This is a genomic window from Metabacillus indicus LMG 22858, from assembly GCF_000708755.2.
Classification (GTDB): domain Bacteria; phylum Bacillota; class Bacilli; order Bacillales; family Bacillaceae; genus Bacillus_P; species Bacillus_P indicus.
Map to the genome: position 1 here is coordinate 1,117,259 of NZ_JGVU02000002.1, position 17,924 is coordinate 1,135,182.

Below are 17,924 nucleotides of genomic sequence, written 5' to 3' on the forward strand. Positions count from 1 at the left end.
GGGCGATTTCCTATCCCTTTATTATTTCTCCCTTATGACATATCAGTCGTAATCCGGTGTTTCCCGCAATGAAGACATGCAAAAAGATGGACGGTCATGTATGAATTCATCGCTTTCTTTAATTCATCTACTTGATAATCGTACTTATCAGCTTCCAGCAGTAAATCCTGCTGCAGTTCCTCCTCCAGGTGACTGATAGTACGCCAGTTTGAAGCTCCTTTATAAGCGCAAAAGTCATGGCAGTGTTCAAGCCAGGAAATTTCCTGCCAGGACCGGATGGAAGGGGTCCGCATATGCAGCTCCTTCACCTTAAAATCATCGTCAAATGTAGCTGCATAGGGCTGATTAAAGAAAACCTCGTACTCGTCCCCGGCTCTTCCGGATGCAATGCAATGAACACAAATCACATCCAAATCGTCTTCTCCGTATGCTCCTTCATGAAAGATATAGCCTTCCTGCCTGCATACCTCGCATGTATCATGATAAAAAGACAAAGATCCGCTTTCATACACATCTGGATGATAAGTAAAATGAGGAAGGCCCAGTGCAGTTTTAAATTCTTTGATTTCTTTTTCCAAGTCTATGAGACTGACAGTCCATTTCTGATCTTCTGTTTCCTTGTAAACCGTATAGTCAGCACCGGCACTCACCAGATCAATGATTGCTTTCATAAGAAGCATTCTATCATATTCAAAATCCTCCGCGCGGTAAACCTCTGTTTTCTTACTAACGGCTTTTCTGAAACTTTCAAAATCATTGGCAGGCAGGACATGGCTCACCCGGGAAAAGAATGTCCCCTTTTGATTCTGCTGCCACTGGGATAAATCAATTTCTAAAACAAATGAATTGGACATGGTGATTCCTTTCTTCGGCAAACCTAAAGTGATTTCATTCCTTCATTAGATGAAAAAGAAGGTATAGACCTCCTGGACGATCACAGCAAGCAGTGCTGTAATCAAAATATCAGAAACAACCCATTTCTTTTTTCTCTGCTTATATTCTGAATCAAAAAAATACCTGATCACATACACTGCGGTAAAAATGCCAAGCAGTTCAAGAATCGTCAATTTCCGTGTCCTCCAGCCTTCGGTTGGTTTCAAGAGTGTATTCAACAAAAAAAGCATGAATCCTTTTTCGGACGCACGCTTCAATAAAATCTTACAGGTCTTCTGTTCAATATTTGCTTTCTGTTGTTCGCCTTAAATCCTTTTTAGCCAGCAGTCTTCTTTTTTCTGTTCGCAAACAGAGATACCATCAGCGCGATCAGAAATCCAGGGATTGCATAAACTTGAATAATGTATAGATTCCATATCTTAGTATCATATCCTGATCCCTCAGGACCCCCTACTGGCAAAAGAAGTCCAATTAAACAAATTACAAGATACACCACTACTGGCGGCATGATTACTTCTAATAATTTCATTTCGCATCCTCCTTTAGTGTAATTTTACACTAAATGGACGTAAATGGAAATTACTTTATAATAAATACTGGAAATTTTTTAATTAATTTTTAGCAGTTAGATTTTACGGCAGTATCTAAGAGAAATATAGTCTTCACTTTCATTTTTATATATAAGCAGTCCTGTAACCGTCAGGACATACTTTGACGATGCTCTGTTTTTTTAAACTTCTATCAAATATTTCACCCGCTTATCCCAGCCTCTTCCTCCCTATATAAAGCAAATGCGAGGATATCCCCAAAATAGAAGGATCCGACGCTTTCTCTTTGATTAACTCAATTAGTTTCTGAACTTCTTCCTCCCCTTTTTCATTCCAGTAATTCCAGTTCTCTTTTGATAAGGTGGCACCCGCATTAGACCCGATTAATTCAAGCGTTTCAAATCCATGTGTTTCCATAAAAGGCTTGATGTCGGCTATTTCGAAATAATACGCACCTGTAAAACGGCCCTTATCAGCGTGATCAAAGCAGCCGGTTTGCGAGAACTTATTGATGCTGTCTATGTTATCATTCGGTCTCCAGTTGTCGGGAAACAAGAGGGATGTGAGGATGTGTCTGAATCTTGGCATAAAAGCTACAAACACTAAGCCATCCTGCTTTGTTACACGGTATAACTCCCTTACGGCTTTAATCCGGTCGTTTTCTTCCTGCAGATGATACATGGGGCCAAGCATTAAGGCTGAGTCAAACTGTTCATCTCCTAACATGTTCAAATCTCTCGCATCTGCCACATGAAAAGCTTCAAACTGTTCTGCTAAATGTAGTTCTTGTGCTTTAACCTCAGCGATTTTCACCAGTTTCCGAGTTAAATCGGTCAGCGTCACACTATATCCATCTGCAGCCAACGCCATAGAATATTTTCCGGGTCCCGCGCCATTGTCAAGAATGTGTCCGGTACTCGGCAGATATTTTTTTATATAATGCCAATTCACTTGGAATTCGACCGGCTCCCGTTCAAGCCGGCCCCATTCATCAAAAGTATTGTAGTAGCTGATTATGTCATTCATATTTCACCTTTTTTCTATAAGGATGGTGGATACTCTTCTAAAAAATCACTCATATACTCTCTTAACTCACTTTCAACATCTTCAACTGTTTCATCAAGCAGCTCACCACTTATGGTACTCCAGGGAATCTTCCTTGAGGTAGTCAACCCTAAAAAAGATCGTTGGCACTCCCATATTTTAATTGTATGTAAATCAATAAGTTCCCCGTTTTCTTCAGAAACGCCAATCGATACAGAAGAACTGTAGTCAGGTGTAAAAGGGTCGTTTCCTTCTTTATAGAACTCGCCATGCAGATCAAGTTTCTTTTCTGCAAAAACAGGCTTATTTTTGACCAGCAACCTTTCTATCAGTCTCTTCATTGCCGTTTCAGTCGTTATGATAGTAGATAATAAAGCTTCTGAAAAATCCTTTTGGTGAACTTGCATCTCACTCACCCGCTTAGCTTTAGATTTGAGCGATGCTTCATTTCCATTTTATCACAGCTGGACAAAACACAATATAAAAACAGGATGCGAAACAAGCATCCTGTGAACCAGTTTATTATGCTACAGAAAACACCCGTTTTCTCCAGTCATTCTCATCTTTTCTGACACTCCGGGCAGTAATACAGCCGCCTGGACGAAGCGATGATTTTCAGAATTTCCGATCCGTCTTTGCGGCAGGGTCTTCCTTCGCGGTTGAAAACCCAGTGGCGGTACTGGGATCTCTTTTCACCTTGTTTTTTTAGTTTTTCGGCAAGCTCCAGGTCGTTTGTGATTCCCTTGTGCCTGTAGGACTGGACTGTGATGCTGATGATGGCCTCAGCAGCTGCGCGGAGCTGTTCCTCTGTGCAGTCGACGGGACGCATGTCCGGATGGATTTCTGACACATACAGGATTTCGCTTCGCAGGTAGTTTCCGATTCCGGCGACAAATCCCTGATCTAAAAGCAGAGCTGACCATCTTCTCCGGAAAAAGCGCTTGTCCATGAAACGGTCAAAAAGATCTTCCGGGGTGATGTCATCGTTCAGGACATCAGGACCTGCTTTGCAGATGAACGGATGAGCCGGCACTTCACTGTCTCTGAGAACCTCAATGTCAGAGGCACTGTAAAGTAATGCCGACTTTTTCTCGTTATGAATAGCGAGTCTGAGGATTCGGTTTGTTTTAGGATATGTATAGGCATTGCGAACGACCCACTTTCCGTACAGCTGGTTATGGGAATAGATGGTATAGCCGTTGTTGAAGCGGATCAGCATGGCTTTGCCCTTCGTCTCGACTTTTTCTACACGAGCCCCTTCAAACAGAGGTTCATAATCTTTTAGATGGTCAAATGCAAAGGACACCTCTCCTACCGGCAGAGGAAGAAGAACTTTTTCAATCTGGTCGGCTGCAAGCCTTATTTCCGGCCCCTCTGGCACTCAGCAACACTCCTTTCTTCTCTGTAAAATACCTTTTGTCATGAAGTGTACCCTCATCAATCTACCTTCAAAACCAGTCAATATGCAGGCAAAAAAAAAGAAGCCTTAGAGCTTCAGCATTAAAATCCTTTTTTATTCAGAACAATGACACTGTTTTTCAGCGTTTTCACGCCTTCTGGCATCAGATCTTTCTGCTGGTAATACCAGAGGATTTTATCCTGGAGATTATGTTTTTGCGCTACTTCCTGTTCAAGCATGACACCGATTTCAAGGGTGCGTGCCGGTGCTCCGTTTATATTCACTTCAAGTGACCCTTCGGCATCGGATATAAGACCGTAAATCATGGAATTATCATATACATGGTAGTCGATGAGTTTTTGATCGGCCTTTATTTCTTGCTGCGGGCTTGCCGATATTGCGCCTGTCTTCCACCCGTAAATACCTTGTTTCATAAATGCCGTACCGAGCTGATCGTTTTCATCAATGAAGAAATAGAGGGCTTCGTCGTTGATATTGTAGGCTGGAATGATGACTTCCATATCCTGCTTCGTCTGTTTGAGAGCTTCAAGGGGTTCGTCGTAGGAGTGAGAGATTTCTGTCATAGACCAGATCACAAATGCCAGGCCAAAACAAATGAACAAGCCTAAATAAATGCGGTATTTATTCATCCTATTCCCCCTTCTCTTTCTGTCTTCTTACCTTTTTATATTCTAGGTCTTTGTGCTGTATTCCTTTTGAGTCAAGGAGAAATCATGCGAGGGATTTCGCTAATTCCGGGCAAGAAAAAAGGAACTTCATCAAATTCCGATGAGTTCCCTGTGAATTCTTACTTTGTTTCGCGGTGCACCGTTACTTTTTTAAGGCGCGGAGAATATTTTTTCAGCTCCAGACGGTCAGGATTGTTGCGCTTGTTCTTAGTTGTAATGTAATTGCGGTCCCCTGACTCTGTGCATTGAAGTGTAACGTTGACTCTCATGATTGTTCCTCCTAAAAATTAAAACGTAATAGTTACGATTTGATAAGAACATTCTATCTTCTCTGCCCTAAGTTGTCAACTCCATATCCGGCGAATCTTTGTTTCTCCATCATTTAATTCAATGTGGAAAACATCCGGATTGCTCATCTTCATCATGAGGTCATATCCATAGCTTTCTTCAAAGTATCTAAGCAAAAGCGCAGAAAGATTTCCATGACTGACTAAAACGATGTGCCCCTCCTCAGCTGAAAGCAGATCGCCAAGCAGTAAGCTTACCCGCTTCATGCCTGACTCATTTGATTCTCCACCGTCGAAAGAGAGGGTAAAATCAGCAAACGTTTCCTTCAATTTATCTTTCCAGTCTGCCATATCTGTTCCGCTCATGACCCGCTCTGCAAGTCTGTCGTCCCGTTCCACTTCAAGTTCGCGCGCAGCAGCAAGGGGCTCAGCGGTTTGAAGGGCACGGCGAAACGGACTGGAGAGAATCCTGTCTATTTTCTTCCCTTCGAAAAAAGAAACAAGCTTTTCAGCCTGCTGAAACCCCGCTTCGGTCAGAGAGGCCGAAACCTCCTGACCGTGAGCCTGGCAGTGGCGGACCAAATAGAGGTGCTTAGCTGTCATTTCTCTCCACCTCAAAACAAGAAAAATCTTCTGCAACAGAAGTATTAGGGAAAATAGCAGATGCTTCGCTTAGGAGAGTTTGCTGATCCTCATTCTGATACCGGGCGCTGATATGGGTCAGAACCAATTTTTTCACTCCTGCATTCAAGGCAGCTCTGGCGGCCTGAGTAGTTGAAGAATGAAAATACTCATACGCAAGCTGTTCATCCTCCTTGCCGAACGTGGATTCATGAACAAGGAGGTCGGCATTAGCTGCAAGCTCCTCTACCTGAGGGCATGTCCTTGTATCACCAAGGATCGTAACGACTCTTCCTTTTTTAGGAGCGCCGAGAAAATCCTGCCCGTGCAGGGTTCGTCCGTCATCAAGCATGACCGATTCCCCATCTTTCAGTTTCTTGTAGAGCGGTCCGGGCTGAACACCCGCCTCTTTCAGCTTATCCACCATGAGCATGCCGGGCAGATCCTTTTCCGTGATCCGGTAGCCGTAGGATGGAACGCCATGGGAAAGCCTTTTGGCCTCTACTTTAAACTGGCTGTCTTCAAAAACAGTCCCGTCTTCAAATTCCACAATTTCAAGAGGATATTTCAAATACGTATAGCTCAATTTCAAAGAGTATTCCACATAGTCTTTTATGCCGGGTGGACCATAAATGACAAGTGGTTCTTCCCCTCCCTGAAACGAGCGGCTTCCAAGCAGACCCGGAAGTCCGTATATATGATCTCCGTGCATATGGGTTATGAAAATCTTCTCTATTTTTCTCGGTTTAATGCTCGTATGTAAAATCTGATGCTGCGTGGCCTCCCCGCAGTCAAACAGCCACACCGCCTGCCGCTCCTCAAGCAGCCGCAGTGCAACCGACGTAACATTTCTCGCTTTTGCCGGCATCCCGGCACCTGTCCCCAAAAACAGCAAATCCATGAAGCCTCACCTCATCCGCTTTCTAGTAACTCTAGAATACATGAAAACAGGGAAAAGTTGAAGATTGGAAAGAGTTCAGAAGAGAAAAGACTTCTGTTTTTTCATCAAATTGAAACTTACCTGTTCTTTATTCGTATAAGTACTGGCAAACAAAAACAGAGGAGGATCATCGGTGAAATCACTTACCAAAAAACGGACAAAAGCGATTTTAATAGACCTGGCAATCTCAAGCGCTGTGACAGCTGGAGTTGAGTATTTCCTGCGCAAAAAAGTAAAAAGCGAAGCAGTACATACGCTGATCACACCGACTATCGTCATGTGGACACTCGAGTACGCACAGCTGCGCAAAAGAGGTCAAACCGTCGGCTACAAAAAAATGGGGCTGGTCCTTGAAAATGAAGATGGTTCAAAACCGACTTCCCGGCAAATTATTAAGCGCATGGGCTACAGGGATACAGTAAGTACTATTGATTACATAAAAAACCGGAAAGCGTTCGAAGCCGAAGAAGGAGCCGTCTTTCCACATGATCGCTTTTCGGGGACAGAAGTGCGAGAAGTATAGAAAACAAAAAGATCGGTCCCTAACCATGCGGACCGATCTTTTCACTCATGCTCTATTATTTTTTTGAAATGACAGTAAACATCCCGGTCATGTTCGGTGAATAATCTTTAAAATCATATTTTTCATAGAACGGTCCTTTCCCCTGCGAAGCAAACAAACCCACAAACGCCTTATCCGGAGCATTCTGATTCAAATATTCGGTCAGCATGTTCATCATTTCTTTACCAATACCGCTTTTTTGATAGTCAGGATGAACCACCAGATCTTGAATATAGAAATAGATTGCGCCATCTCCAACAATTCTGCCCATACCTATTATTCGGTCTTGATCTTTTACGGTAACCCCGAAAATAGAATTCTTTAAAGATGTTTCCGCGACTTCAAAATTCATATGCTCGGTCCAGCCCGCCGATTCGCACAGGTATTTGTATTCTTCGAGTGTCGGACAGTTTTTTTCATACGTATATTTTTTCAATATTTATCCTCCAATACATCATTATTTCAATCAACTATGCTTCTAAAATATATTTTGCTGCTTCCGCGATAAACCCATAAAAAGCAGTATGCTATAATTTGGTTATTCACCAACTATATTAACATACAGGGGTAACTACTATGACAAGCATACAAGATATTTTCAAACTGGATTTCGCCTATCTGGAAACCTTCACTACCCGGACAGACACCAAATGGGGAGCCATGTTCTGCAACGAAGATCAGCCTACCTATTACGATGCCAATCATGCTCATATTGATCAGGTTTGTGAGCAGCCTCAACTAGTGATTGATCAAGTGATGAATTTCTATCAATCTAAAAAAATCATTCCAAGGTTTTACATCTATAACCTGGAAGCTCAACAGGAATTGATCAACCTGCTGAAATTAAATCATTTTGGGTTTGAAGAATTAATCAGCCCTGTTCAAATGTGGGATCAAATCATTCCGGAAAAGGAAATGGATCAGGCAGTTACTATTGAAGTGGTCACAAAAGACAATTATTCTGAAGCATTGGACATAGAGTGCAGCATTACCGAATTTGGGGGCAAAGCCGTCAGGGAAAAGGCTTTTGAAGAAGAATTTAACCACCCAAGCTTCGTACACTATATCCTCCGCTATAAAGGGACTGCCTGTGCAACAGCCTGTCTATTTATCAGTGGCCAGCAGGCTAGGATGGAAAGCGTAGCAACTCTGAAAGAATACAGGGGCAGAGGTTTAATCGGCGAGCTGATTCGTTACATACAGACAGAAGTTTCCAGACAGGGCCTGGAGAAACTCTGGGTATTTCCGATTAACGAAAAAATTGAAAACGTGTATCAGAAATATGGGTTTAAGACTTTTGCTAAACTGAAGACAGGACATGCTTTTTTAGGCGGAAGAAGTATTAAAGACATCCAGGGATGATGCTAGACATTAGCCTCCGAATATTTTTCATCACCAAGCGCTTTCCTATATCAGGATCAGCGCTTTTTTCATTTCATGCAGCATCAAAAGGTTTAAAATGTTTTTTCACTTAAATCAATTACCTATTTTCCATTATTACTGTCACCACAATAGTGTATGTCACATAGCATAAGACAAATAGTGTATGTCATACAGTACTTAAAAAGAGGTGGGTGAATGAGCACGTTATTGAATTCATTATCGACAGAGCTTAGGCGAGGAACGCTGACGTTGGCCGTTTTAAGTCAATTGCGGACACCCCAGTATGGATATTCACTTGTCCAGTTATTAGAGGAATCAGGCATTACCATCGATCAAAGCACATTATATCCATTGCTTCGCCGTTTAGAAAAACAGGAATTAGTTACGAGCAGCTGGGACACATCCGAAAGCAGGCCGCGCAAATATTATGTATTAAGCGAATACGGTCTGGAGATTTTTTTGCAGTTGAAACAAGAATGGTTAAAAAATTCGAAAGAACTTTATCGTTTGGTAAAAGGAGAGAACGAAGATGAATGTGATTGAGGTTTATATATATGAGGTCACTCGCAGGCTGCCTGAAAAGAACCGTCAGGATATTGCCCTTGAGCTGCGGTCAACGATTGAGGATATGCTGCCCGATGATTACAATGAAAAAGATGCTCATGCAGTTCTCAAAAAATTAGGGAATCCTGCAGCATTAGCCAGCGGATACCGGGATCAGCCCATGCATTTAATTGGACCGCGCTATTTTGATGTTTATGTCTCTTTGTTAAAAATGATCTTGCCTATTGCTGCTGCTGTTTCCCTGATAACGGTTATCGCAGAATATGTTATAGGGTTTCCCCGCGGAGAAACAATCATTGATGCCGTTTTAACTATAGCTGGTTTCGGTATTTGGAAAATGATCGAAGTCAGCATCCACACTTTTTTCTGGCTTACCCTCGTTTTCGTCATGATCGAAAGAACAGATAAAGGAAAAGACCAGCAGCCATTATCCGCAAGCTTGAAAAAATGGACACCTGATGATCTGAAGAACATTCCTTATATCCCAAAGAAAAAAGCCATTACGAAACTCGAAGTATTTGGATATTTGATGTGGACGGCGATTTGGGCAGCACTATACTTTCATGCCAATCATCTTTTGGGAATCTATGAAGGCGGTGAAGCGGGTCTCAAATTCTTGATTCCAGCCTTTAATCAAGAAGTATTACTTCAGTATTGGCCAATCGTCCTTGTCATCATCTCCTTCGAAATAGCGTTATCTCTATATAAACTAATAATAGGACAATGGACAAAAAGAATAGCTATCTTTACTGCTGCTCTTGAAGTTATCGGAACAGGTGTATTCCTTGTCATAGTAAGTAATCCAAAGGTAATGAACCAAGAATTTATTGCGTATATGAGCCATTTATTTAATACTACAGATTTGCAATTTCAAACATGGCTTGTTGGAAGCGTCATAATCATCTTTCTATTTTCTGCGGCATTCAATGTATTCAATGGATTTCGCAAGGCCAGAATTCGTTAATTAGGTGTGGGTATGATTGGCTAGAATTGTGAAGTTGTTTTATGTAAGGAACTTCAAACTTAGAAGTTCCTTTGTTTTTATTAAAACTTCAACTAAATTCCTTTAGTACACATTAAAACAATTCGCCAGCCATCTGGATCTTCAATCGTAACACCAGATTCTTTCCAGTAAGGATTTTCAGGTTCGACCGTCTTGTAGCCCATCGTTTTCAAATGGCTGTGTAAACGCTGAATCTCACCTTTATTAGGAATATAGAAAACAAGTAAATTATCTTTTGTTGGAGCAGGACACGGACTTCCATCTATATGCTGCGTAAATTCCAAATGGTACGATGCATCAGGAATACCAAACATCACCCCGTCATAGCCTTCATGATTTTGAAATTGCCCAATTTGTTTCAACCCTAATCCTTCTCCATAAAATCGAACGATTTGCTGTAAGTTGTTTGTTGGTCTAGCTACACGAACTTGTACGTAATTCATTTCAATCTCTCCTTACAATAACAATTCACCAAATGAGAAATTTCTCCTTATTTCGGCTGGTATCATAAGCTTACTTGTTTTAAGAAGGAAATGCTTCAGTTGTTTGGAGGAATGATTATACTTCTTTTGATGTACATTGATACGTGCTCGACAAAATAAGAAACCTAGTCTTTTTGGCAATGGATATGATTGAATGGTGAAAACAGCTACACAATAGCGCCCAGAAACACCAAAAAAACTCCAGATTAAAATGGAGTTCTCTTTCGAATTACATATAAGTTCCTTAAGTAAATAACACCTTATTAATAAATTCTGCTTTAGCTTCTGTATATCTCTCACGGTCATCATTAAATTCTTGCGCTAACTGACTTTTCATTACAGCGTATTCATTTGCCAGATGTGCGTCAGTTCTTAATTTATCTCTAAATGCAAGTAGTTTTCCCCAGCGTTCTTCGCCTTCTTGCATCAACTGTAAATGTGCTACTCGTTTGTCGTTTTTCACTTTTACGAAAAACCTTCTCCACGGCTTTTTGTCTAATTTAGGAGGTACATAATGCCAATGGTATAAAGCTAGGGTTTCCGCTATTTCTCTGACAAGTTCAAATGATGGAACAGAGGCCATTAAGTCGATAACTGGTTTGGCGGGCAAATTAGGAATTGCAGTACTGCCAATATGCTCTACTTGTTTTACATTAAAAGCTGAAAGTACATTATGAAGCTCTTCTCTTTCCCGAATACCTTTGTCCTTCCAATCAGGGTCTGGCTTAACTATCTCAATTCTTTCAAATGCCCACACTGGAATGTTGTTATGCTCATTACCATTGTCCACTAACTCTATCCCCCGCGCCTAATTTCCCACTATGAAAAGGCAATCCATTTGCTGCAGCCGCTCCCTTTACCTTGCTTCCATGCCAAAAATCATATTTCTTATTTGGCGCTTCTTTCATTAATTCCTTTCCTGTACGGCAAAATAATGATCTTCATCATCGGCAAAGTTGAATAGTTTTCCGGACGGTAAGTCTACAATCTCACCGACCTTCACACCTTTATTCTTTAAGTCATCATACAAACGGTCCACGTTGTCAGTAAAGAACATGAGTGAAGGAGTACCGAGATTCAGTTCAGGTTCCATTTGAGCAATGAAGTCCTTATTATGAAGCACGATACTTGTTCCTCCCGCTTTAGGAGCTACTTCAATCCATCTCATACCTTGTTTGTTATCTTCTTCTGCAATAACGGTAAAACCTGCTTTTTCCACCCAAAAATCCTTAGCTTGATCTTGATCTTTAACATATACCATTACTTGACCCAGACTTTTTATCAATTTCTTCACTCCATTTAGTAAATTTAAATGCTATTTGCCCGATAATACACTACTAATTATTGATTCGAGAAAGATGCTCATGATTCCTTCACCAATCAGAAATGAGCCGCCGCCTCCCATTATTAGAGAAATCTCGCGTTGTTTCGTTCTATTCCTTTTTAAATCTGTAGCCTACCCCCCAAATGGTTTCAATCAATTTAGGCGCAGATGGATCCTGCTCTATCTTCTCACGGATTTTCCTGATGTGGACGGTGACCGTCGTGATGTCCCCAAGAGAGTCATATCCCCAGAGCCTCTCGAATAGGTGCTCCTTCGAGAAGACCCTTTCAGGATGGGACGCCATGAACACCAATAAATCGAACTCTTTTGCCGTAAATGTTTTTTCTGCATTGTCGACGTATACTCTCCGGGAATCGAGGTCCACCCGCAGGTTCTTAATCTCAATTTCATTTTTCAGGGAAACCCGGCTGATCAACCGGTCATATCTAGAAATATGTGCTTTTACGCGAGCGACCAGTTCATTTGGTGTGAAGGGCTTTACAAGATAATCATCCGCCCCGCGGTCGAATCCCCTGATTTTATCAATGTCTTCTTTTCGGGCGGTTACCATAAGAATCGGAATATCCAGAAAGTCCCTAAGTTTTTTGCATAACTCAAGCCCGTCTATACCCGGAAGCATTAAATCGAGTAATATGAGATTGTACGAATGAGTTCTTGCCAGGTGCAGCCCTTCCTCCCCGGTCGAAGCGATATCACTGTCAAATCCGTTCACTTCTAAATAATCCCTTTCAAGTTCAGCAATATCTGTCTCGTCTTCAATTATCAATATTTTCTTCACGCTCATTCACCTTTTTCAGTGTAAAATAAATACTCGTCCCCTCTCCCTGTTCACTCTCTGCCCAGATTTTCCCTCCGTGTTTTTCAATGATCTTTTTGGCTATCGACAGTCCGAGACCGGTGCCTCCCGTAGATGAATTTCTCGATTCATCTGTCCGGTAGAAGCTGTCAAAAATATGGTCAATATCCTTTTTCCGGATTCCGCTCCCATTATCTTTGATTTCCACCTGGACCTCTTTTTCTCTCCCACTCAGGATGATCTGGATGTCTTTCACTGATTTATCCATGTACTTCAAACTGTTTTGGCTGATATTCATGACGACCCTGTTTAATTTTTCTCTGTCCGCTTCCACTATATAAGTTTGAAGAGGATCATAGATCAGAACCGCTTTCCCCTGTTCCTGTTCAAGTGTTAACGAAAGTTCCTCAATGAAATCATGAAAATAATCGTCCAGTTTTACGTTCTCAAACGCAAATGGAATTTTTTCAAGGTCCAGCTTGGAATAGAGAAACAGTTCATCGATTAGAACATCCATTTCATGAGCGTTTTTTTCAATTTTAGAAAGGTAACGGTTCAGTTTCTCTGGAGTGCCCGCCACTCCATCCTGAATACCGCTCACATACCCTTTTATCGAGGTTAAGGGAGTCTTTAGATCATGCGAAATACTGGCTATGAGCTCCTGCCTGCTAACCTCGTACTGTTGTTGAACCGCTGCCGCTTTCTTTAGTTTCAACCGCATGTCTTCAAAGGTATTGGACAGCTGCCCCAATTCATGCTTCTGATCTGAAGCACAGCTGTGATTGAGGTCGCCTTCACTGATCTTTTTCGCCGTTATAGTTAATATCTCAATCGGTTTAAGAATACTTCTGGAAATCGAATAGGTCAGGATGCCGGTGGTGATGGCCAGTATCACAATCATTGCTGCGAAACGAAAGGTTTGAAAGACTTGCATGTCCTCCCCTTCCGGCTTTCTTTCGAGCACATAAAAAAACAAATACCCGGCAGCGAGTTCGACAATGATTAAAGCGAGAATCGGGATGACAACCATACCGATATTGGATAAAATCAGCCTTTTCTTTAAGGACACCTCCACATTACCTCCTCGTTCACACTTATATCTTCAGTATAAGTACCGGTATAGCCGGACGGTACTCCACTCTCACAAAAACGGACTGTTCGGCACCGTTTATATGATCTAGTTATTTCCTTTTGCTGTCATAAAACGATCAAACTTAATAAATCCTATGAAGATGAACAGTGATCCAACTATATTACACATAACCCTGAACCAATGCACGATCTTGAATTCCATCACCGTTTGCTTTAGAAACTCTGCAGAATGAATATCATCACCTTCAATAAACATAATCTCATTCCGAGGCCATTCAAAAAGAATAGAAGCTGCCCCTTCTAATAGGATGGCCAGCAGGCTGAAGAGTACCCACTTTCTTGCCGGTTTCACTTTCCACACTAAAATCCCTGCCAAAACACCAGTCAAAATACTTGCAAATCCCAATGGCGGAAAATAAGTATGCGGACTAGCGACATCCATCCAATCCATCGTTGATTCCAATGTTTCCGGTACGTTATGAAAAATATTCGGATAGACCATAAACGTATTAAGCAAGATGCCCCCCAACATGATCCACTGAATCCAAAGATGAGATAAAACCGAGTAATAACCTGCTTTTTTTGCCATGCGAAAAACTCCTTTTCAATCAATAGTTTTCGTCGCCTTATCGGCTGACTAGAACTCATTGTAAGGAACAATTCGAAATGATTTCTTATGTAGTTCTTAAATAATTCTTAAATGCCATAAAAGATAAAATGCAATGATGGTTCACCTTCTACTACAGTTTCAAAGAAATATTTCGATTCTATTTTCACCTGCTGCTGAATTTCAGGAATACCTTGTGACCAGCCAGAAACAATCCAGGCTTTAGAGCATCCAGCATTAGTGCTGCTCCAAGCAAAGCAAAAAGGATCTGGAAGCTTACTTTCAGATCCTGTCCATATATAAGCTTTGAATTCCTTTATTTTCAACTCAAAACCTTATGAATTTATCAGTTAGTTCTACCTAATTATTCATTCGTTTGTTAACTTCAATCGTAATGAACTCCGGCAAATAATTGGGAGTACATCCCTTAGATACCATTTCATCTTTGTAAAGACCCGTTTTCTCACCAAGTTTAATACAACGTGCTCGATACTTTTCATCATAAATGCCTATCCAGCCTGCGGTGAAATTCATAGCCCATTGAACTTCCGGCTCTTCCTGCGCAATAGCAGCTTCTATTGCAGTTAGTAACTCTGCAGTGTTTTCAGGCGGTGTCTGTCCAGTCCATCTCAATCGCGCTTGATAATACCAGAAAGCTCGCCTTTGAAGAGCAGAAGGACTATTTTTCCATGACTCCATCAATGCAATGTTCTTCTTGTCTTTAGTGAGCTGATTGGCCATTAACCAATCCATTAAGTTATTTCTCTCATCAAAAGTGTGAATCTGCATATCCTTATCAAGCTTATTTAACACATCTTGCGAAAGAAGTTTTTTGTCCATAAGTAAGATTGCCAGTAGTCTGGGCAAAAACTCTCCGGTTGCCCAAAGTTCCATAGCTAGTTCGTGATCTTTTTTAATGTCCTTCGCGATTTTTCGCAAGTCGCCTAGCTTAGTTTTAGTATTGATTTGAGAGAGAATGTCTTCTGCTTTTGATGAGCGTTTTAATTCTGTATCTTTTTTTTCATTCATTATATACAACTCCTTTATTAAAGCAATGTTTCATAATATGTCCTTGACGTGATCGATCAAGAACTTAAAGTCATTAAAAAACTTATTACAGGATGTACCTCCAAAGTTTACCTTTTTTAATATAGTAGCATATATAGGATTAACCTCTCTAATGTAGTAAATAACATTTACATACTTATAATTGGATAGAAATTTTTCAATTTCTGAAAGTAACAAACAAGATTAATTAAAGTTCCATCAATTATTGTTGTAAATACATGGTACTATTTGAAATAACTATCATACATTGAGCTGAAAAGGAGGGATAAAGTGGAATTAACGATAGGTGCTTGGTTCAATGAACCAAAAATTAATTTTAAATTCTCTCATAAAGTGGATAATTACATAAGGATACAAATAATCGAACATATTATGAAACCTTTGGGATTATTAGATATAGAGAAAGATGTGTTTTTGCATCTGACAGTCGCAACTAAAAAGGAACAGGACAGACTAGAGGTTTTTTTACCGAGAAAGAATAACCGTGCTAAAAGTAAAAATTATGGTCTATGGTTTCCATATATTGAAATCATCCATTCAGATTATCCTCTTAAGAGCTACGTTGAATTTTTCGTACAATCACTGCCTATCATCTTCAATGAATGGGGAGTAAAACAAGAGCAAATTGAAAATGTAACTCAAAATGTGTTTAATGAAATATTAAGTAACAAATTTTATGAATTAACAGCGGAAGAATTAGAAGAATTATCATTCAGCGAAAGAATGTTGGATGGGATCCTAGAAGAATTAGGCCTTGACAATGATGAAGAGTAGAGTGGAAATTAAAGGATATAGAAACTAAAAAGGAACCCCAGCTGAAAACGGAGTTCTCTTTCTTCTTCCATGCAAGCCCCAGATTACGGAAAAACAAGATTAAATTAAAGCTCCTATCAAGAATAAGAAATCCTTAAAAAATTGATACAATTTTTAGTGACTCATAATCTTTCATTTCGTTTATTTTTGAAGCATAAAAGAGCGGAACTTCATATCTCGATAACTCAAAGATTTCTCCTTCTTTGAATTCTATAAATTCTTTTAAAGCAGGGATTATACTCGCAATGTTTATTCTCTTAAATTCTTGTGATGATATAGTTAGTATTATTTTAGATTGCTTATCATTTTCTTCGTTTTTTTCTCTTCCCAGATAGAAGTTATAATCAAACGCAGCTTGAGTAAAATTTTCAGGTAAAGAAATCAATGCCATTGAGAAAAGATCATGACCCTCTGTAAGTGATTTCAAAAGCCGTTTTTCAGTTCTCTTGATTGTTAACACTTTTCCGGATTTAAATTCTTCACCATTAAGACCGATGTAGTTGGATTCAAACGAAAAATTCCTTGAAAGTTCTTTTGATATTCTGTAGAACTCTATCCATTTATTAGTATCAAACTCATCAATCTCACCGTATAAAGCAATGGATGTTGTCATCTCAGACATTTCCTTCACACCTTTATTAATAAGGATAGGCCAATTCACTTTGCTGCAGACGCTCCCTAATGCCGAAACCATCCAAAATGGCGATCACACTTTGCAGCAATCTCCTCTTTGATGGAATATTAATAAGTAGGAAATAAGTTATAATCTATCATAACAGTTAATCCTCTAGAGCATTAATTAACAAATCCGATAAAAACCCTCCAAAATTTTCCGCTACTATTGTAAACGATTGTTCGTTTATTGGTATGCCACTAACGAAGGAAACGATAGGTGCGTTATCGTCATTGTTACTTTGTATTTTTGAACAATCAAGGCATAGATACTCACCGTCATCAGCGAAATAAACACAGATAAGGCTATGAGGTAAATTTTCTGTTCTTCGAAATTCTTCGGTAATCCAAATCATACTTGGAACTCCTGTGTCATCTGTGCCTAGACCATAAATTTCTTCTCCAAAAATATCTCCCAATCCATATTTTTTCAAAAAAACTTTATAACTTTCAGGTAGTTTTATTCCTAATTTACTTTCTGCATCCCTAATTATTTGGTCATCAATTTCACCAACAAAATCGGCTTCCTCAAGGTTTGCTTCTATAATAGCTAGTGCTCTATTAATCGTCACTGGTTGTCCTCCATTTTTTTATTTCCGTCAAAACAAAATTTTCACGGTGTATCCATACGTTCTGCTCACATTGATTTAAAATGAATTGGTTTTGTTCCATCGCATCTTCGAGCTTTACCCATTTAGGTGTATATTCTTGTTCAGACTCGTAATCATCTAACTTTTGTACAACGACCTTCTCGTCTGTTAATTCACAAAGATAATAATGCGAAGTCATTTGAAAGACAGCATCTTTATCATAGTCATCTAAATGTCTTTCAATGACAATGCCCATTTTGTCTCCAACTAAACCGTTAAGATAGCCTGTCTCTTCTGCGACCTCACGCATTAGAGCTTCTGCATGACTTTCATTCTTATCTACTCCGCCACCTGGAAATTTACAGTCTCCAAGATTTGAATGAACCAAAAGGATCGTATTATTTTGGATAATTACAGCCCTGACCGCTTCTCTGTTGTTTATTCTAATTTTTTTATCATCAATTCCCCGAATTCCTAACATTTTATTAAAAATGATAACCCCTCCATTATGTATGAGAGAAATAC

27 protein-coding genes are annotated in these 17,924 nt (G+C 40.1%); 5 read left to right on the plus strand and 22 right to left on the minus strand.

The features are described 5' to 3' along the window. Nucleotides 1-32 precede the first annotated feature (32 nt). From AZ46_RS08965 to rnz, 10 genes are all read right to left on the minus strand, one after another. Nucleotides 33-854 (minus strand): CbrC family protein, encoded by an 822-nt coding sequence (locus AZ46_RS08965; protein WP_029279977.1) that lies wholly within the window; start codon nucleotides 852-854, stop codon nucleotides 33-35. A 45-nt stretch (nucleotides 855-899) separates the two neighbouring features. Continuing rightward, complete coding sequence (locus AZ46_RS21905; protein WP_161781205.1) at nucleotides 900-1,067, minus strand: hypothetical protein; 168 nt, start codon at nucleotides 1,065-1,067, stop codon at nucleotides 900-902. A 143-nt stretch (nucleotides 1,068-1,210) separates the two neighbouring features. After that, entirely contained in the window at nucleotides 1,211-1,423 is a 213-nt protein-coding gene (locus AZ46_RS08970; protein WP_029279975.1) for a DUF4017 family protein, read from the minus strand. Nucleotides 1,424-1,652: 229 nt separating this feature from the next. After that, nucleotides 1,653-2,468 carry a class I SAM-dependent methyltransferase gene (locus AZ46_RS08975; protein WP_029279973.1) on the minus strand — a complete coding sequence of 272 codons (816 nt, stop codon included), beginning with the start codon at nucleotides 2,466-2,468 and terminating at the stop codon, nucleotides 1,653-1,655. A gap of 14 nt (nucleotides 2,469-2,482) precedes the next feature. After that, the gene (locus AZ46_RS08980; protein WP_029279971.1) at nucleotides 2,483-2,893 is read right to left on the minus strand and encodes a hypothetical protein; all 411 of its coding nucleotides are present in this window, start codon (nucleotides 2,891-2,893) and stop codon (nucleotides 2,483-2,485) included. Nucleotides 2,894-3,045: 152 nt separating this feature from the next. After that, entirely contained in the window at nucleotides 3,046-3,867 is an 822-nt protein-coding gene (gene nei, locus AZ46_RS08985; protein WP_029279970.1) for an endonuclease VIII, read from the minus strand. A 119-nt stretch (nucleotides 3,868-3,986) separates the two neighbouring features. Next, complete coding sequence (locus tag AZ46_RS08990) at nucleotides 3,987-4,535, minus strand: hypothetical protein (protein ID WP_029279968.1); 549 nt, start codon at nucleotides 4,533-4,535, stop codon at nucleotides 3,987-3,989. A 158-nt stretch (nucleotides 4,536-4,693) separates the two neighbouring features. Then, nucleotides 4,694-4,843 carry a 50S ribosomal protein L33 gene (gene rpmG / locus AZ46_RS08995; protein WP_029279966.1) on the minus strand — a complete coding sequence of 50 codons (150 nt, stop codon included), beginning with the start codon at nucleotides 4,841-4,843 and terminating at the stop codon, nucleotides 4,694-4,696. Between the two features lie 75 nt (nucleotides 4,844-4,918). After that, on the minus strand, nucleotides 4,919-5,464 hold the full coding sequence (locus tag AZ46_RS09000) for a histidine phosphatase family protein (RefSeq protein WP_029279964.1): 546 nt from the start codon (nucleotides 5,462-5,464) through the stop codon (nucleotides 4,919-4,921). Beyond that, complete coding sequence (rnz, locus tag AZ46_RS09005; protein WP_029279962.1) at nucleotides 5,454-6,383, minus strand: ribonuclease Z; 930 nt, start codon at nucleotides 6,381-6,383, stop codon at nucleotides 5,454-5,456. Before rnz ends, AZ46_RS09000 begins: the two co-directional genes overlap by 11 nt. Nucleotides 6,384-6,555: 172 nt before the next feature. Here rnz and AZ46_RS09010 point away from each other — a divergent pair, with 172 nt between their 5' ends. Further along, complete coding sequence (locus tag AZ46_RS09010; RefSeq protein ID WP_029279959.1) at nucleotides 6,556-6,945, plus strand: RDD family protein; 390 nt, start codon at nucleotides 6,556-6,558, stop codon at nucleotides 6,943-6,945. A 55-nt stretch (nucleotides 6,946-7,000) separates the two neighbouring features. Here AZ46_RS09010 and AZ46_RS09015 read toward each other — a convergent pair whose 3' ends face one another. After that, complete coding sequence (locus AZ46_RS09015; RefSeq protein WP_029279957.1) at nucleotides 7,001-7,420, minus strand: GNAT family N-acetyltransferase; 420 nt, start codon at nucleotides 7,418-7,420, stop codon at nucleotides 7,001-7,003. Between the two features lie 140 nt (nucleotides 7,421-7,560). Here AZ46_RS09015 and AZ46_RS09020 point away from each other — a divergent pair, with 140 nt between their 5' ends. The 3 genes from AZ46_RS09020 (at nucleotide 7,561) to AZ46_RS09030 (ending at nucleotide 9,895) form a co-directional block, all read left to right on the plus strand. Next, complete coding sequence (locus AZ46_RS09020; protein ID WP_029279955.1) at nucleotides 7,561-8,346, plus strand: GNAT family N-acetyltransferase; 786 nt, start codon at nucleotides 7,561-7,563, stop codon at nucleotides 8,344-8,346. A gap of 216 nt (nucleotides 8,347-8,562) precedes the next feature. Beyond that, nucleotides 8,563-8,910 (plus strand): PadR family transcriptional regulator, encoded by a 348-nt coding sequence (locus AZ46_RS09025; protein ID WP_029279954.1) that lies wholly within the window; start codon nucleotides 8,563-8,565, stop codon nucleotides 8,908-8,910. Beyond that, nucleotides 8,897-9,895, plus strand: coding sequence for a hypothetical protein (locus AZ46_RS09030; RefSeq protein ID WP_029279953.1), 999 nt, complete (start codon nucleotides 8,897-8,899; stop codon nucleotides 9,893-9,895). Before AZ46_RS09025 ends, AZ46_RS09030 begins: the two co-directional genes overlap by 14 nt. Before the next feature lie 92 nt (nucleotides 9,896-9,987). Here the strand turns inward: AZ46_RS09030 and AZ46_RS09035 are convergent, their stop codons facing one another. The 8 genes from AZ46_RS09035 to AZ46_RS09070 all read right to left on the minus strand — a co-directional run bounded on the left by AZ46_RS09035 (nucleotide 9,988) and on the right by AZ46_RS09070 (nucleotide 15,285). Continuing rightward, complete coding sequence (locus AZ46_RS09035; RefSeq protein WP_029279951.1) at nucleotides 9,988-10,377, minus strand: VOC family protein; 390 nt, start codon at nucleotides 10,375-10,377, stop codon at nucleotides 9,988-9,990. 283 nt (nucleotides 10,378-10,660) lie between these two features. After that, nucleotides 10,661-11,206 (minus strand): GrpB family protein, encoded by a 546-nt coding sequence (locus AZ46_RS09040; RefSeq protein ID WP_029279949.1) that lies wholly within the window; start codon nucleotides 11,204-11,206, stop codon nucleotides 10,661-10,663. Between the two features lie 117 nt (nucleotides 11,207-11,323). Beyond that, the gene (locus AZ46_RS09045; protein WP_029279947.1) at nucleotides 11,324-11,701 is read right to left on the minus strand and encodes a VOC family protein; all 378 of its coding nucleotides are present in this window, start codon (nucleotides 11,699-11,701) and stop codon (nucleotides 11,324-11,326) included. A gap of 148 nt (nucleotides 11,702-11,849) precedes the next feature. Then, a complete protein-coding gene (locus tag AZ46_RS09050; RefSeq protein ID WP_029279944.1) occupies nucleotides 11,850-12,539 on the minus strand; it encodes a response regulator transcription factor in 690 nt (229 codons plus the stop codon). Next, nucleotides 12,517-13,626: a sensor histidine kinase gene (locus AZ46_RS09055; RefSeq protein ID WP_029279942.1), complete on the minus strand. Its 1,110-nt coding sequence runs from the start codon at nucleotides 13,624-13,626 to the stop codon at nucleotides 12,517-12,519. The genes AZ46_RS09050 and AZ46_RS09055 overlap by 23 nt, the downstream gene beginning before the upstream one ends. A gap of 108 nt (nucleotides 13,627-13,734) precedes the next feature. Then, complete coding sequence (locus tag AZ46_RS09060) at nucleotides 13,735-14,238, minus strand: hypothetical protein (protein WP_029279940.1); 504 nt, start codon at nucleotides 14,236-14,238, stop codon at nucleotides 13,735-13,737. A gap of 107 nt (nucleotides 14,239-14,345) precedes the next feature. Then, on the minus strand, nucleotides 14,346-14,582 hold the full coding sequence (locus AZ46_RS09065) for a hypothetical protein (RefSeq protein ID WP_029279938.1): 237 nt from the start codon (nucleotides 14,580-14,582) through the stop codon (nucleotides 14,346-14,348). A 34-nt stretch (nucleotides 14,583-14,616) separates the two neighbouring features. Further along, entirely contained in the window at nucleotides 14,617-15,285 is a 669-nt protein-coding gene (locus tag AZ46_RS09070) for a DNA alkylation repair protein (RefSeq protein WP_029279936.1), read from the minus strand. Between the two features lie 309 nt (nucleotides 15,286-15,594). On the opposite strand from AZ46_RS09070, the gene AZ46_RS09075 reads away from it, so the two are divergent. Beyond that, nucleotides 15,595-16,098 (plus strand): hypothetical protein, encoded by a 504-nt coding sequence (locus tag AZ46_RS09075; RefSeq protein ID WP_029279934.1) that lies wholly within the window; start codon nucleotides 15,595-15,597, stop codon nucleotides 16,096-16,098. A 133-nt stretch (nucleotides 16,099-16,231) separates the two neighbouring features. Here AZ46_RS09075 and AZ46_RS09080 read toward each other — a convergent pair whose 3' ends face one another. From AZ46_RS09080 to AZ46_RS09090, 3 genes are all read right to left on the minus strand, one after another. Beyond that, nucleotides 16,232-16,759 carry a hypothetical protein gene (locus tag AZ46_RS09080; protein WP_139015498.1) on the minus strand — a complete coding sequence of 176 codons (528 nt, stop codon included), beginning with the start codon at nucleotides 16,757-16,759 and terminating at the stop codon, nucleotides 16,232-16,234. A gap of 157 nt (nucleotides 16,760-16,916) precedes the next feature. Then, nucleotides 16,917-17,381, minus strand: a complete 465-nt coding sequence (locus AZ46_RS09085) for an SMI1/KNR4 family protein (protein ID WP_051827287.1) — start codon at nucleotides 17,379-17,381, stop codon at nucleotides 16,917-16,919. Further along, nucleotides 17,371-17,880, minus strand: a complete 510-nt coding sequence (locus AZ46_RS09090; protein ID WP_051865379.1) for an NUDIX hydrolase — start codon at nucleotides 17,878-17,880, stop codon at nucleotides 17,371-17,373. The genes AZ46_RS09085 and AZ46_RS09090 overlap by 11 nt, the downstream gene beginning before the upstream one ends. Nucleotides 17,881-17,924 lie beyond the last annotated feature (44 nt).